At 69.6% G+C, this 15449-nt stretch carries 13 protein-coding genes; 3 read left to right on the top strand and 10 right to left on the bottom strand.

The annotated features are described in order from the left end of the window. The coding region (locus G6017_RS06275; protein WP_182616489.1) for an alkaline phosphatase family protein at window positions 1–1263 on the top strand (1263 nt) is incomplete at its 5' end. A gap of 23 nt (window positions 1264–1286) precedes the next feature. On the opposite strand, the gene aspS is transcribed toward G6017_RS06275, so the two are convergent. Continuing rightward, entirely contained in the window at window positions 1287–3089 is a 1803-nt protein-coding gene (gene aspS / locus G6017_RS06270) for an aspartate--tRNA ligase (protein ID WP_182616487.1), read from the bottom strand. Window positions 3090–3322: 233 nt separating this feature from the next. Here aspS and ypfJ point away from each other — a divergent pair, with 233 nt between their 5' ends. Then, complete coding sequence (gene ypfJ / locus G6017_RS06265) at window positions 3323–4234, top strand: KPN_02809 family neutral zinc metallopeptidase (RefSeq protein WP_182616485.1); 912 nt, start codon at window positions 3323–3325, stop codon at window positions 4232–4234. A 15-nt stretch (window positions 4235–4249) separates the two neighbouring features. Here ypfJ and hisS read toward each other — a convergent pair whose 3' ends face one another. Both hisS and G6017_RS06255 read right to left on the bottom strand, forming a co-directional pair. Next, a complete protein-coding gene (gene hisS, locus G6017_RS06260; RefSeq protein WP_179525369.1) occupies window positions 4250–5530 on the bottom strand; it encodes a histidine--tRNA ligase in 1281 nt (426 codons plus the stop codon). Window positions 5531–5578: 48 nt separating this feature from the next. Beyond that, entirely contained in the window at window positions 5579–6244 is a 666-nt protein-coding gene (locus tag G6017_RS06255) for an MBL fold metallo-hydrolase (protein ID WP_182609387.1), read from the bottom strand. Window positions 6245–6448: 204 nt separating this feature from the next. Here G6017_RS06255 and G6017_RS06250 point away from each other — a divergent pair, with 204 nt between their 5' ends. Beyond that, complete coding sequence (locus tag G6017_RS06250) at window positions 6449–7378, top strand: peptidylprolyl isomerase (protein WP_182609388.1); 930 nt, start codon at window positions 6449–6451, stop codon at window positions 7376–7378. A gap of 24 nt (window positions 7379–7402) precedes the next feature. Here G6017_RS06250 and G6017_RS06245 read toward each other — a convergent pair whose 3' ends face one another. The 7 genes from G6017_RS06245 to ruvA all read right to left on the bottom strand — a co-directional run bounded on the left by G6017_RS06245 (window position 7403) and on the right by ruvA (window position 15343). After that, window positions 7403–9766 (bottom strand): RelA/SpoT family protein, encoded by a 2364-nt coding sequence (locus G6017_RS06245; RefSeq protein WP_182616483.1) that lies wholly within the window; start codon window positions 9764–9766, stop codon window positions 7403–7405. 45 nt (window positions 9767–9811) lie between these two features. Continuing rightward, on the bottom strand, window positions 9812–10369 hold the full coding sequence (locus tag G6017_RS06240) for an adenine phosphoribosyltransferase (protein ID WP_182609390.1): 558 nt from the start codon (window positions 10367–10369) through the stop codon (window positions 9812–9814). Then, window positions 10366–11421: a protein translocase subunit SecF gene (gene secF / locus G6017_RS06235; protein WP_182609391.1), complete on the bottom strand. Its 1056-nt coding sequence runs from the start codon at window positions 11419–11421 to the stop codon at window positions 10366–10368. The genes G6017_RS06240 and secF overlap by 4 nt, the downstream gene beginning before the upstream one ends. Beyond that, entirely contained in the window at window positions 11418–13079 is a 1662-nt protein-coding gene (gene secD / locus G6017_RS06230; protein ID WP_182609392.1) for a protein translocase subunit SecD, read from the bottom strand. Before secD ends, secF begins: the two co-directional genes overlap by 4 nt. 147 nt (window positions 13080–13226) lie before the next feature. After that, window positions 13227–13532 carry a preprotein translocase subunit YajC gene (gene yajC / locus G6017_RS06225; protein ID WP_179525376.1) on the bottom strand — a complete coding sequence of 102 codons (306 nt, stop codon included), beginning with the start codon at window positions 13530–13532 and terminating at the stop codon, window positions 13227–13229. A gap of 96 nt (window positions 13533–13628) precedes the next feature. Beyond that, a complete protein-coding gene (gene ruvB / locus G6017_RS06220) occupies window positions 13629–14744 on the bottom strand; it encodes a Holliday junction branch migration DNA helicase RuvB (RefSeq protein ID WP_206682188.1) in 1116 nt (371 codons plus the stop codon). Then, complete coding sequence (ruvA, locus tag G6017_RS06215; RefSeq protein ID WP_179525377.1) at window positions 14744–15343, bottom strand: Holliday junction branch migration protein RuvA; 600 nt, start codon at window positions 15341–15343, stop codon at window positions 14744–14746. Before ruvA ends, ruvB begins: the two co-directional genes overlap by 1 nt. Between the last annotated feature and the right edge of the window lie 106 nt (window positions 15344–15449).

The following is a 15449-nucleotide window of genomic DNA, read 5'->3' as shown; positions in this document are numbered from 1 at the left end:
CGCCGGGAGGCGCTGGCCGGGGCCGGTGTGGTCGCCGCCGCGGGCGCGGTGGGGGTCACCCTCCTCGCCGACCCCGCTCCGGTCTGGGCCACTCCCACGCGCCCGGTCGCCGACGACCTCGACGTCTACGTCCTGGTCACCGACGGCATGCGGCCCGACGAACTCAACCCCGTGCAGGCCCCCACCCTGCACCGGTGGGCCTCGGAGGGGACCAGGTTCACCGACGCGTCGTCGGTGATGATCGCCGAGACGCTCCCCAATCACGCGGCGATGGTCACCGGGGTCCTGCCCGAGCGCAACGGGGTTCCCGCCAACTCGATCTGGGACCACGCCGCCGGCACCGACAGGACGCTCGACCGGCCTGACGATCTCCGGGCGCCGACCGTGCTCGACCGGATCCGCACCGAGGCGGGCCTGACCACCGCGAGTGTCCTGAGCAAGGACTACCTCCACGGACTGTTCGGCGGGCGCGCGAGCGTCCAGTGGGCGCCGTTCCCGCTCGTCCCCATCACCGACCACTCCCTCGACTGGTTCACCATCGAGGCCCTCAAGCAGACCATCACCGACCACGCCCCCCGGATGACCTTCGTCAACCTCGGCGACATGGACCGCTTCGGACACATGGACCTGTCCGGGACCTCACTCCGCCTGGCGCGCAACCAGGCGGTCGCCAACTCCGACCACAAGCTCTGGGACCTCGAGCAGTTCCTCCGCTCGACCGGCCGCTGGGAGCGCTCGGTGGTCATCGTCCTGGCCGATCACGGGATGGACTGGTCGGAGCCGCTGAGACTGATCAGCGCGGCTGGTGCGATCGAGGCGGACGCCGCGATCCGTGGGCGCTTCGGGATCGCCCAGAACGGCGGGGCGGACACGTTCGCCTACCTCGGTCCCGCTCACGAGCGCGACGCCTCGCTGCGGCGACTGCGTGAGGTCGTGGGCGCGCTGCCGGGGGTCAACCGACTCTACGATCCGGCCGAGCTCTCGCTGGGTCGACTCGGCGGTGACCTGGTGGCCACGTGCCATCCCGGATGGCGCTTCTCCGACCCCACCCCGTTCTCCAACCCGATCCCCGGCAACCACGGGCACGAGGTCACCCTGGGGATCCCGTTCTTCGTCGGCGGCGGGCACCGGATCGTGCGTCGGGGCGGCACCGTCGACCGCCCGGTCCGCACACTCGACGTGGCACCGACCGTCGCCCGGCTGTTCGGCCTGGACCACGCGGGGATGGACGGCCGCCCGGCGCTCGAGGCGTTCCACCTCTGAGGCCGAGGCGGCTGGTCGGGCGGCTACCCGGCTGACGCGGGCTCCGCCTGGGTCCCCTGACCGCGGGTCACGGGCTTGGCGTCGATTCCCGACTCCTTGCGCTGCTGCGTGGTGATGGGCGCGGGAGCGTCGGTGAGCGGGTCGACACCGCCGCCGGACTTCGGGAAGGCGATGACGTCGCGGATGGAATCGGTGCGGGCCAGCAGCGCACAGATGCGGTCCCACCCGAACGCGATGCCGCCGTGCGGCGGCGCGCCGTAGGAGAAGGCGTCGAGGAGGAAGCCGAACTTCTCCTGCGCCTCCTCCTGCGAGATTCCCATGACTCCGAACACCCGCTCCTGGACGTCCTTGCGGTGGATGCGGATGGACCCGCCGCCGATCTCGTTGCCGTTGCACACGATGTCGTAGGCGTACGCCAGGGCCGAACCCGGGTCGGTGTCGAAGGTGTCCAGGTGCTCCGGCTTGGGGGAGGTGAACGCGTGGTGCACGGCGGTCCACGCCCCCGAGCCCACCGCCACGTCACCGGCGGCCGTGGCGTCGTCGGCGGGCTCGAACATGGGCGCGTCGACCACCCAGGTGAACGCCCACGCCTCCGGGTCGATCAGTCCGAGCTTGTCCGCGATCTCACCGCGGGCCGCACCGAGGAGCGCACGGGTGGACTTGACCCCTCCGGCGCCGAAGAAGATGCAGTCACCTGGCTCCGCGCCGACGTGCGCGGCGATCCCGGCGCGCTCCGCCTCCGACAAGTTCTTGGCCACGGGGCCGCCGAGCTCGCCGTCCTGGCCGACGAGGATGTAGGCCAGGCCCTTTGCCCCGCGCTGCTTGGCCCACTCCTGCCACGCGTCGAGCTGACGCCGGGGCTGCGACGCCCCGCCCTTCATGACCACCGCGCCGACATAGGGAGCCTTGAACACCCGGAACGGTGTCTCGGCGAAGAACTCGGTGCACTCGACCAGCTCGATGTCGAACCGCAGGTCCGGCTTGTCCGAACCGAAGCGACGCATCGCCTCGTCATAGGTCATGCGCGGGATCGGCGTGGTGATCCGGTAACCGGCGGTGGCCCACACCTCGGTGAGGATCTCCTCGGCGATCGCGATGACGTCGTCCTGGTCGACGAAGCTCATCTCCACGTCCAACTGGGTGAACTCCGGTTGCCGGTCCGCGCGGAAATCCTCGTCCCGGTAGCAGCGGGCGATCTGGTAGTACTTCTCCATCCCGGCCACCATGAGGAGCTGCTTGAACAGCTGGGGAGACTGCGGGAGGGCGTAGAAGGTGCCCGGCTGGAGCCGCGCGGGGACCAGGAAGTCGCGCGCACCCTCGGGGGTCGACCGGGTCAGCGTCGGGGTCTCGATCTCCACGAAGTCGTGGCGGGCCATGACGCCCCGGGCGGCGGAGTTGACCTTCGACCGCAGCCGTAGCGCGGACCCGGGCCCCTCGCGACGGAGGTCGAGGTACCGGTGACGGAGGCGCGCCTCCTCACCCACCTCGTCGTCGAGCTGGAACGGCAGGGCCGCGGACTCACCGAGCACCTCGAACGAGACCACGTCGACCTCGACCTCACCCGAGGCGAGGTTCGGGTTCTCCGACCCCTCGGGGCGGCGGTCCACGACGCCGGTGACGGAGACGCAGAACTCGTTGCGCAGACGGTGCGCACGCTCGGCGATCTCCTCGGAGCGGAACACCACCTGACACACACCGGTGGAGTCGCGGAGGTCGACGAAGATGACCCCGCCGTGATCCCGGCGGCGCGCGACCCAGCCGGCCAGGGTGACGGTGTCCCCCGCGTCGGCGGCTCGGAGTTGGCCGGCGGAATGGGTGCGCAGCACTGCGGTGGTCCTTTCATCGGGAGACTTCTGGTGGTCTGCGAGCGACCGTCGGACCCACCGCGATCTGGACGGCGGTCTGTCCCGGGCTCTGACGGGGCACAGTCTACGTCCACCGGCGTCGGTTCCCGGTGTCGGCTGCGACAGCGACTCGGCTGCCAATACAGTGTCCCTCGACCGCGGAGGGGCGCGAGCCGGGCTGGACCGGCGACCGACGGGGACGAAGGGCGGCGGACATGACGTTCCGGCAGGGCGGGAGCCTGGACACCAGTGGGGTCTCCGGCGGGGGCCGCGGCGGGCGAGGGGGCCGGCGCGGGATGGCGGTCGGCGGGGGCGTGGGCGGTCTCGCCATCGTCCTGGTCGCGCTGTTCCTGGGCGTCGATCCGGGGCAGCTCGGTCTGGAGAGCGGCGACACCGGCGGCCGGCAGTCCGACTCGGCGCAGCGGTTCCAGACCCACATCGACCAGTGCGACCTCCGGCAGGCCAACACGGATACGGTCTGCCGGATCGTCGCCACCACGGAGAGCCTCGAGGACGTCTGGGGCACCCAACTCCCCGACCAGGTCGGGCTGCGGTGGGTCCAGCCACACACCACCATCTTCACCGGCGACGTCGACACCGCCTGCGGCGCGGCCTCCTCCGACGTCGGGCCGTTCTACTGCCCGGCGGACCAGGACGTCTACATCGACCCGGCCTTCTTCGACGAGGTCCTGGTCGGTCGGCTCGGGGGCTCACCCGCCGGCGCGGCCCAGATGTACGTCGTCGCGCACGAGTTCGGGCACCATCTGCAGACGATGCTCGGTGACATCCGCCGATCCCAGCAGGATCCGCAGGGCGCGTCCTCGGGCGCGGTCCGGGTCGAGCTCCAGGCCGACTGCTACGCCGGGCTGTGGGCCCACTACGCCACCTCGACCCCCGGTCCCGACGGCGGGGAGCCACTGCTGGAGAGCCTGACCCCGCGCGACGTCGACGCGATCATCCAGACCGCCGAGGCGATCGGGGACGACCACATCCAGCGGTCCGGCGGCGCCCGGGTCGACCCCGACTCGTGGACCCACGGCTCGTCGGAGATGCGGCGCCAGTGGTTCCTGACCGGGTACGACCAGGGGTCCGTGGAGGCCTGCGACACCTTCGGCGCGCGGGTGTGATCCCGCGGGGGCGGATCAGGGAGTGACGAGACCGGTGACGTGGGGCACGACCGAGTCCAGCGGGACCGGGGTCTGCTCACCAGTGGACATCGTCTTGACCACGACGGTGCCCGACGCCAGCTCGTTCTCGCCCACGACGAGGGTGACGGCGGCCCCCGACCGGTCGGCGGCCTTGAACGCGCCCTTCATACCGCGGTCGCCGTAGGCCATGTCCGCGCGCAGACCGGCGCGACGGAACTCGGCCAGCACGGGCACCAGCGCGGCCCTGGCCGGCGCGCCGAGAGCGACGCCGTACACGTCCACCCGGCCGCCCGAGGCGTGGTCGATCCCCTCCGCCTGCAGCGCGAGCATGGTGCGATCGACGCCGATACCGAATCCGATCCCGGACAATGCCTGTCCCCCGAGCTGCTCCATCAGTCCGTCGTAGCGCCCGCCACCGCCGATCCCGGACTGGGCGCCGAGTCCGTCGTGGACGAACTCGAACGTGGTCTTGGTGTAGTAGTCCAGGCCTCGGACCATCCGGGGATTGACCTCGTAGGCCACGCCGAGGGCGTCGAGGTGTGACCTGACCTCGGCGAAGTGCGCGGCGCTCTCCTCGGACAGGTGGTCGATCATCAGCGGGGCGCCCGAGAGCTGCGCGCGGACCTCCGGGCGCTTGTCGTCGAGGACGCGCAGCGGGTTGACCCGTGCGCGTTCCCGCGTGGCCTCGTCGAGGTCCAACCCGGCGAGGAACGCCTGCAGCCGTTCCCGGTAGGCGGGCCGGCATGAGTCGTCCCCGAGCGAGGTGAGCTCCAGCCGGAACCCGGTCAACCCGAGGGACCGGAAGGCCTCGTCCGCCACCGCGATCACCTCGGCGTCGAGGGCGGGGTCGTCGATCCCGATCGCCTCGATACCGACCTGCTGCAACTGCCGGTACCGGCCGGCCTGGGGACGCTCGTAGCGGAAGAACGGGCCGGCGTAGCAGAGCTTGACGGGCAGCTGACCGCGGTCCAGGCCGTTCTCGATGACCGAACGCATCACGCCGGCGGTCCCCTCGGGCCGGAGGGTGACGCTCCGTCCGCCACGGTCTTCGAACGAGTACATCTCCTTGGAGACGACGTCGGTGGACTCCCCCACCCCACGGGCGAACAACGCCGTGTCCTCGAAGATCGGCAGCTCGATGTGCCCGTAGCCCGCCCGCCGGGCGGCGGTGGTGATCGCATCCCGGACCGCGACGAACGCGGCGGAGGTCGGGGGGACGTAGTCGGGCACCCCCTTCGGTGCCTTGAGCGCGGTTTTCTTCTGGGTGCCGGTCACGTGTGGTGGGTCCTTGCGTCTCTCGGTGGGTGGTTCGGGGAGGGGGTTCTAGAGGTCACGCAGGAACGGGTTGGACCGCCGTTCCCGGCCGACGGTGGTCGAGGGTCCGTGCCCGGGGAGCACCACCGCGTCGTCGTCCAGCGTGAGGAACTTCTTGGCGATCGACTGCATGAGCACATCGGTGTCGCCCGCGGGCAGGTCGGTACGGCCGACCCCGTCCTGGAACAGCACATCGCCCCCGAGCACGACCGTTCGCCGGCCCTCCTCGGTGTCGACGACGATTCGGAAGGACACCGACCCCGGGCTGTGTCCGGGCACGTGGTCCACGTCGAAGGTCATCGCCCCGAAGCGCAGCGTGTCACCGTCGAAGACCTCGATGACCTCCGCCGGCTCCGTGAAGGTGATGTCCTTGAGCATCGCGGACAGATCGAGCGACAGCCCCTGACCCGGATCCGAGAGCATGACACGGTCCTCCGGGTGGATGTACGCCGGCACGCCGTAGTGGTCCGCGACCTGCTGGGCGTTCCAGATGTGGTCCAGGTGGCCGTGGGTCAGCAGTACCGCCCGGGGCTTCAAGCCCGCCTCGGAGACCTGCCTGCGCACCTGGTCCTCGGCGTCCTGGCCCGGGTCGACGATCACGCAGTCCCCCGCGGCGTCGGACACGATGTAGCAGTTGGTCTGGAACATCCCGGCTGGGAACCCGATGATCTGCACGTCCTGTACTCCTTTTCTCGATCGCCCACGACGTCCGTCGCGAACTGCCGGTCCGACTGGGCGGTACACCGGAGTGGTGTTCAGCCGTCTCGGCCCGACCTGGTAGACAAGACCCCTGGGCTGGAGCGCTGTGGTCTGCTCTGTGAGTCCCCACCGCGGCGTCAGCCGACTGTTCCAGCCTAGTCCAGGTACCCAGGAGGGTCAGTGTCCACCAACCAGGAACGCCGAGCAGAGGCGCGTCAACGCCTGCGCGAGCAGATGGAGGCGCAGGCCCGCCGTGAGAAGCAACTCAAGATCGTCGCGGCGTCGGTCGTCGTCGCGGTCCTGCTGGGGATCGTCGGGGTGGTCGCATGGATCAACTACGACCGCAAGCGCGCGGAGGAATACGCCGCCAACTGGCTGACCTGCGAGTACCCCACCGACACCGAGACCCCCGAGCCGCTCGACCCCGCGGAGTTCGAGGATCAGGGCGCCGAGGTGGTGGCGGAGGTCGAGGAGTTCAACGCGCAGGTCGAGACCGTCAACGACACCAAGCGTGACGCCGAGCCGCCGTCGGGCGACCAGGCCAGGCAGGGCCTGGCGGAGATCACCATCACCACCGACCGCGGTGAGATCCCGATCACGCTCGATCGGTCCGGCGCCCCCTGCAATGTCGCCAGCTTCGTCCACCTGGCCGAGCAGCGGTACTTCGACGACACCGAGTGCCACCGCCTGACCGTCTCGGAGGAGGAGCCCGGTCTGTCGGTCCTCCAGTGCGGTGACCCCACGGGGACCGGCCTGTCCGGTCCCGGCTACTCCGTGGTCGACGAGCCGCCCGCCGCGGATACCCTCGAGCTCGCCGACGACGGTTCGGGCGCCGCCATCTACCCCCGTGGCACCGTCGCCATGGCCAAGTCGCAGGCCCCCGACAGCGCCGGGAGCCAGTTCTTCCTGGTGTACGAGGACTCCGCACTCCCGCCGGAGTACACCGTCATGGGAACGGTCGGGGACTCGGGCCTCGAGGTCCTCGACGACATCGCCGAGACCGGTGTGAGGAGCGATGACCCGACCGACCGGGACAACCAGGTCCCGCGGCGCCCCGTCACGATCGAGACCGTGGTCGTCGACGCCCAGTCGGGGCTCCCCGAGAGGTGAGGCCCGGGGGCCGGGACATCCGGCTCAGTTCGACGTCATCCGGTTGACGTCGAAGACCCCCTCGACACCTCGGACCGTCTGCAGGACGTGTCCGAGGTGTTTGGGGTCGGCCATCTCGAAGGTGAACCGCGAGATCGCCACCCGATCGTCCCCCGCCGTCTGGACGGACGCGGACAGGATGTTGACCTTCTCGTCCGCCAGCACCTTGGTCACGTCCGACAGGAGCCGGTGTCTGTCGAGCGCCTCCACCTGGATCGCCACCAGGAACACCGCACCCGGCTGGGGTGCCCATTCGACCTTGACCAGGCGCTCGGGCTCGCGGTGCAGGTCGGAGGCGTTGGTGCAGTCGGTGCGGTGGACGCTCACCGTGCCGCCGCGGGTGATGAACCCGAGGACCTCGTCGCCGGGCACCGGCATGCAGCAGCGGGCGAGTTTGGCGTGCACGTCCTTGACCCCGCCCACGAGGATCCCGGGACCCGCCGGCGCCGGCCGGTTCGAGGTGATGTTCTTGTCCCGCGAGCGGTCCGCCAGCTCCTCGGTGACCTCGTCGACGCCCCCGTGGGCGGCGACGAGCCGACCCACGATCTGCTTGGCGGAGACGTGGTTCTCCCCGATCGCCGTGTAGAGCGCGGTGACGTCGGCGAATCCCAACTCCCGTGCGACACCGGCGAGTGACTCGTTGGAGAAGACCCGGTGGACGGGCACTCCCCCGCGTCGCACCTCGCGGGTGATGAGGTCCTTACCGCGTTCGAGAGCCTCCTCGCGTCGCTCCTTGGCGAACCACTGGCGGATCGAACTCTTGGCCCTGCCGGACACGACGAACTTCTGCCAGTCCAGACTGGGGCCGGCATTGGGGTCCTTGGACGTGAAGACCTCGACGACCTCGCCGTTCTCCAGTGGCTTCTCGAGCGCCACGAGCTTGCCGTTGACGCGCGCGCCGATGCACCGGTGGCCGACCTCCGTGTGGACGGCGTAGGCGAAGTCCACGGGGGTCGCGCCGACGGGGAGGTTGATCACGTCGCCCTTCGGCGTGAAGACGAAGATCTCCTTGCTGGTCATCTCGAAGCGCAGGGAGTCGAGGAACTCCCCCGGATCGGCTGCTTCACGCTGCCAGCTGAGCAGTTGGCGCATCCACGCCATCTCGTCCACCTCGGCGGGGTCGCCGTGGTGCTTGCCGCGAGTCTCCTTGTACCGCCAGTGCGCCGCGATCCCGTACTCGGCGTTGCGGTGCATCTCGTGGGTCCGGATCTGGATTTCCAGCGGTTTGCCGTCAGGCCCGATCACTGTGGTGTGGAGTGAGCGGTAGACACCGAACCTGGGCTGGGCGATGTAGTCCTTGAACCTGCCCGGCATCGGCTTCCACGTGGAATGCACCACGCCGATCGCGGCATAGCAGTCCCGCACGTCCTCGCACAGCACGCGGATGCCCACCAGGTCGTGGATCTCGTCGAACTCGCGTCCCCGGACGATCATCTTCTGGTAGATCGACCAGTAGTGTTTGGGGCGACCCTCGACCCGGGCCTGGATGTGGGCGTTCTCCAGTTCGGCTCTGACCCGGGTGATCACCGTGCTCAGGTACACGTCCCGACTGGGCGCCCGGTCGGCAACCAGTCGCACGATCTCCTGGTACTTCTTGGGTTCCAGGATGGCGAAGGCCAGGTCCTCGAGTTCCCACTTCACGGTGGCCATGCCGAGGCGGTGGGCCAACGGCGCGATCACCTCGAGGGTCTCGCGTGCCTTCTTGACCTGCTTCTCCGGAGGCAGGAAGCGCATGGTGCGCATGTTGTGCAGACGGTCGGCGACCTTGATCACCAGGACCCGCGGGTCATGCGCCATCGCGATGATCATCTTGCGGATGGTCTCCGCCTCGGCCGCCTCGCCGAAGTCGACCTTGTCCAGTTTGGTGACACCGTTGACCAGGTGCCCCACCTCGTCCCCGAAATCCGAGGCGAGGGACTCGAGGGAGTAGTCGGTGTCCTCCACGGTGTCGTGCAGCAGCGCCGCCACGAGGGTGGTGGTGTCCATGCCCATCTCGGCGCAGATGGTCGCGACCGCCAGTGGATGGGTGATGTAGGGGTCGCCTGACTTGCGGAACACGCCTTCGTGCTGGCGTTCGGCCAGCGCATAGGCACGGGCGAGCAGCCCCACGTCGGCCTTGGCGTGGTGGATCCGATGCACACGGACCAGGGGTTCGAGGACGGCGGGCGTGGACGTCACCGTCAACCCGGAGGTGAGGCGGCGCGCCCATCTGGCCCGGACGCGCCGGCCGGCCGATGGCCGCGCACCCGGGATCACCGGGAGGGGTTGCGTGTTGGGTTGGGGCTGCTCCGCGGGCACGGGCTGCGGGCCGGCGCCGACATTCGCGGCGGGATCCTGCCGATTGGTCATGCCGGCTCCTCCCTCCGGGTCCGATCCGTCAACGACGGGCGGTGGTCACGCGACCGTGAGGCAGGTCAGCGGTGTGCCGGCCAGTCTATCCCTACCCCCGAGGCCGGGGACCTCGAGCACCACGGACAGCCCCGCCACCACCGCGCCGCAGTCATCGAGCAGACCGACGGCCGCGCCGAGGGTGCCTCCCGTGGCCAGGACGTCGTCCACCACGAGCACCCGCTTCCCGCGGAGGTCGAGGCCGTCGGCGGGGAGCTCCAACGTTGCCGCCCCGTACTCGAGTTCGTACGAGCGTGAGTGCACGGGCGGTGGGAGCTTTCCGGCCTTGCGGATGGCCAGCACCCCGGTGTGCAGCCGCACCGCGACCGCGCCGGCGAGCAGGAAGCCCCGGGCGTCCAACCCGGCCACGTAGTCCACCGAGCCGATCTCGTGGCCCGCGACGAGCCCGGCCACCACGGCGTCGAATCCCTCGGGATCGGCCAGGACCGGTGTGAGGTCGCAGAACTGGACCCCGGCCGCCGGGAAGTCCTCGACCCTGCGCATCAGTCTCTCGACGGCGGTGACGATGGCCGGCGACACCTCTGCAGCGGCGGGGTCCGTCATGCGGTGGCCCCGACCTTCTCCCGGCGGGCCAGGACCTTGGCGGTCTGGCGCTTCGTGGCGGGGTCGCGTTCCTTCAGGAGTACCAGCAGCGGAGTCGCGAGGAAGATCGACGAGAACGTCCCCGTGATGATCCCGACCACCTGGACGATGGCCAGGTCCAGCAGCGTGCCCACCCCGAGGATCCACACCGCGATCACGAGTAGGGCCAGCAGCGGCAGGATGCCGATGATGGTGGTGTGGATTGATCGCATGAGCGTCTGGTTGACGGCCAGGTTGGCCTCCTCCGCATAGGTGCTGCTGGAGGAGTGTTTGGCTCCGCGGGTGTTCTCCTCCACCTTGTCGAACACGATGACCGTGTCGTAGAGGGAGAAACCGAGGATGGTGAGCAGGCCGATGATCGTCGCGGGTGAGACCTCGAATCCCAGGAGCGAGTAGATCCCCGCAGTGGTGATGACGTCGAAGAACAGCGCGACCACGCCGGCGACCGACATGCGCCACTCGAAGCGCAGCGCCATGTAACCGAAGACGATCACGATGAACACCGCGAGGGCGATGATCGCCTTCTCGGTGACCTGCCCGCCCCAGCTCTCGCTTCGTGCCGAATCCCCGATCGCCTCGATCGAGACCTCGCCACTCGCCGCGACGGGCTGGAACTCCTCGAGGAGTGCGAGCTTGGTCGCGTAGATCTCGTCACTGGTGAGGAATCCGGTCTCCACCTCGACGATGCGCGCGGCCCCGGCACCGACGACCTGGACCGTCTGGGGCTCCTGACCGATCGTCTCCTCGACGACGACCGCCACCCGGTCCTTGTCCGCATTCCCCGCCGGCATCGTCAACTTGGTACCGCCGGTGAAGTCGATCCCGAAGGTGAACCCTCGGAAGATGATGCTCGCCAGGCAGATCGCGACGATGACGCCGGTGAGGACGAAGTACAGTCGGCGCTTCTGGACGATGGGGAACGCGCCGGTGCCGGTGTAGAGGCGGTTGAACAGACTCTCCGGCTGGTCGGGTCCAGTGGTGTCAGTGGTGTCGATCGTTCCCGGGGCGCTCATCGGCCCTCCTCCTCGGAGTCGTCGCGGCGCGGCAGGATCATCGACACGCCCGGGGTTGCCGGCCCCGGTTCCGAGGGCGGCCCGTCCGGACCGCGCACCGTCGCCGACACGCCTCGGGTCCCGCCGGACTCCGAATCTGGTCCGTCCTTCTCGGCTTCCTGCTCGAGGCGGCGGCGCTCGGCGGAGTCGACCCGCAGGGCCTCCATCCGCCCGAGGCCGTTGGCCCATGGCTTGGTGAACAACGGCTTCGTGGAGGCCAGGTAGACCAGCGGCCACAGCACGGTGAAGGCCACGAGGACGTCCATGACGGTGCTCAGTGCCAGGGTGAAGGCGAAACCGCGCACCTCACCGGTGGCCAGGAGGTACAGCACCACTGCGCCGATCAGACTCACCACGTTGCCGGTGATGATGGTGCGACTGGCGCTCTTCCACGCCCTGGGTACCGAGGATCTGAACCGGTGTCCGTCGCGGAGTTCGTCCTTGATCCTCTCGAAGAAGACGACGTAGGAGTCCGCGGTCATACCGATACCGATGATCAGGCCCGCCACACCGGCCAGGTCGAGGCTGTAGTCCACCGTGTACCCGAGGAACACGAGCATCACGTAGGTGATCAGGAAAGAGATGGCCAGGGAGAGGAACGCGATCACGCCGAGCAGCCGGTAGTACAGGACCGTGTACAGCAGCACCAGCAGGAAACCGATCGCGCCGGCGAGCAGACCGGCCTCGAGGGAGGCCAGGCCCAACGAGGCGGGCACGTTGTCGACGTTCGGGTCCTCGAAGGAGATCGGCAGGGCCCCGTATCGGAGGTTCGCGGCGAGCGCCGCGGCCTCGTCCATTGTGAACTGGCCCGAAATCGACGTTGTACCTCCTACTGGAGTGACTCCCTCGACAACTGGCGCACTTATAACCTGACCGTCAAGAATCATTGCGATTTGCCTGTTGAGGTTCTCTTGAGTCAGACGCGTCCATGTTGCAGATCCCTCTTGCCCGGGCCCAGCAAGGAAGCGAAACGATACTTCATTTCGACCAGATCGCTGATTAATTCCCGATGACACCGAGTCCTTGACGATCTGCTGGCCGTCGAGGCGCTCCCCGTCCTCCGGTTCACCGACAAGCAACGGTACGGGGCCGAGTACGTACTTGGCCCCCTCGCCGCACGCGATCAACGCCTGCGCCTGGTCCTCGAAGCCCGCGGTGATTTCCCTCTCGGGGCACCGGAACTCCGGGAGGCGCTGGGACAGCTCCTGGGGATCGCCCTGACGGACCTCCAGGGCCTCCTCCACCGCGCGGGCGACCGCATCGCGGTCACCGACCGCGGCGTCGACGGGTTCGACGTCCCCCTCGGCGACCGGCTGGACCTCGAGGACGGGGCGGATCGTCAACTGTGAGGTGGTCCCGAGGTCACGGGCCTGGCTCGAGTCCTCGCCGGGAACCGTGAGGACGATGTTGCTTCCCTCAATGACCACCGAGGTCCCGGCCACACCGAGCCCGTCGACGCGATCACGGATGATGTCCTGGGCCAGGCGCAGGTCCTGCTCATCCGGCTGACCGATCGGGATCAACGTGACCCGCGTGCCGCCCTGCAGGTCGATCCCGAGCTTGGGCGTCAGTCCCTTCTCGGCCACGGCGAATGCGGCGAGGAAGAGGACGAAAAACACCAGGGAGAAGACGGATAGCAGAGCCCACGGCCTGGGGCGGGCATCTACGCGTCGAGAACGGACTGGTGACACAGGTGATCTCTCTCGGTCTTCAGCAGAGGCCTCCGGCTGGACGGCCCCATCACACTACTCGCCGGTAGGCGGTCGTCAGGAACCAGCGCCGTCCGTCCCCGCGGCCGACCCGGGGGAGGTACCGGGGTCGAGCTTCTCGCGGATCACCCTGCGGTCCCACTGCGTCCGGACGCCGGGGGCGATCTCCAGGACCAGGCTCTCCTCGGCCACCGACACCACGGTCGCGTGCAGACCCGAGGTGGTGAGCACCTGATCGCCGACCGCGAGGGAGGCCTGCATCTCCTGCAGGTCCTTCATCGCCTTCCGCTGCTTGGAACTCTGGAAGAACATCAGCGCGATGAGCGCCAGGATCATGACGGGCAGCAGTAGTTCCAGTCCCATGCGGCGTCCTCTCGGTTCGGGACCCGTCGAGTCGGGGTCCGAAGGTGTCGGGTCCGGGCGGCGGACCGGTCCCGTTCGAGGATGCCACCTCCGTGGTCACCCGCGCGGGCCGGGTCCCGTCTCGGTCTCGACCGGGAGCATCGGTTCCTCCGGGTCGCGATTCGCGCGGCGCAGCCCCAGGTGCTCCCATGCCGCCGCGGTGGCCACGCGTCCCCGGGGGGTGCGCGCGAGCAACCCCGCACGGACGAGGAACGGTTCGCAGACCTCCTCCAGGGTGCTCGACTCCTCCCCCACGGCCACCGCGAGCGTGCTCAGACCGACGGGCCCGCCCTCGTGCTGGACCAGCAGCGCCCGCAGGACCGCACGGTCGAGCCGGTCCAGGCCCAACTCGTCGACCTCGTAGACGCGGAGTGCCGCGCGCGCGACGGGGACCGTGACCCGCCCGTCCGCCCGGACCTCCGCGTAGTCCCGCACGCGACGGAGCAGGCGGTTGGCTATCCGGGGCGTCCCGCGGGACCGCCCGGCGATCTCCGTCGCCGCCTCCGGCTCCACGGGGATCTCGAGGATCTCGGCCGCCCGGGACACGATTCTCGCCAGGTCCGCGTCCGAGTAGAAGTCCATGTGCGCGGTGAACCCGAACCGATCCCGCAACGGCCCGGTGAGCGCTCCGGACCGCGTGGTGGCCCCGACCAGGGTGAACGGGGCGATCTCGAGGGGAATCGAGGTGGCCCCCGGACCCTTGCCCACCATGATGTCGATCCGGAAGTCCTCCATCGCGAGGTACAGCATCTCCTCCGCCGGGCGCGCGATGCGGTGGATCTCGTCGATGAACAGGACGTCACCCTCGATGAGGTTGGAGAGCATGGCGGCGAGATCCCCCGGCCGCTCGAGAGCGGGCCCGGAGGTGATGCGGAGCGACCCGCCGAGCTCGGCCGCCACGATCATGGCGAGGCTGGTCTTCCCCAGGCCCGGAGGCCCGGAGAACAGCAGGTGGTCCGGGACCACACCACGACGGGTCGCCGCGGTGAGCACCAGCTCGAGCTGCTCGCGGACAGTCTCCTGCCCGATGAACTCACCCAGGTTCCGCGGGCGCAGGGCGCCCTCGACATCGGAGTCGAACGGGGTCGACGCCGCGGACAACTCGGCCTCCGCCCCGTCACCGGCCCCCGGCGTGAACGGCTCCTCGTCCCCGTGCCCGTACGGCCCCGTCATCAGCGCCTACCGAGTGAACGCAACGCCAGCCGCAGGGCCTCCGCCGGGCCGAGGTCCGGATCGGTCGACAGGACGGCGGTCGCGGCCTTCTCCGCCTCCGTGACGGAGAAGCCCAGTCCCTCGAGTGCGCCGGCCACCTCGGTCGCCGCCGGTCCACCCGGCATCCCCGGACCGTCGCCGCCGCCCACGGTGTCGTGCACCGGGCCGACCTTGTCCTTGAGTTCGAGCACCATCCGCTCGGCGGTGCGCTTGCCCACCCCGGGAACCCGCGTGAGCGCCTTGACGTCCTCGGTCCCCAGCGCTCTCACCAGCTGCTCGGGTTCGAGAGTGGCCAGGATGGCCAGAGCCAGACGCGGGCCGACGCCCGAGACCGTCTGGACCGTCGAGAAGAGGCGACGCGCATCGACAGAATCGAAGCCGTAGAGGGTCAGGGAGTCCTCGCGCACCACCAACTCGGTGTGCAGGGTCCCCTCGTCTCCCCGCCGCAGGCCCGCGAGCGCGGCCGGCGTCGCATGGACCAGGACGCCGACACCGCCGGCCTCCACCACGCAGCGGTCCAGACCGATCTCGGCCACCCTCCCCCTGATCGAGGCGATCACCAGCGCACTCCCTTCGTTCGAGCCATCGCCCGTGCCGCTGCCCGGGCGCGTTCCTGATCGGCGGAGCCGGTCCCACCCCGCGCCCGGCCGGCGTCGGCGGCCTCGG

The organism is Dietzia sp. B44 (assembly GCF_014145245.1).
Lineage (GTDB): Bacteria > Actinomycetota > Actinomycetes > Mycobacteriales > Mycobacteriaceae > Dietzia > Dietzia natronolimnaea.
The sequence above is the reverse complement of the archived record's forward strand: the minus strand, read 5'-3'. Positions and strand labels throughout refer to the sequence as shown.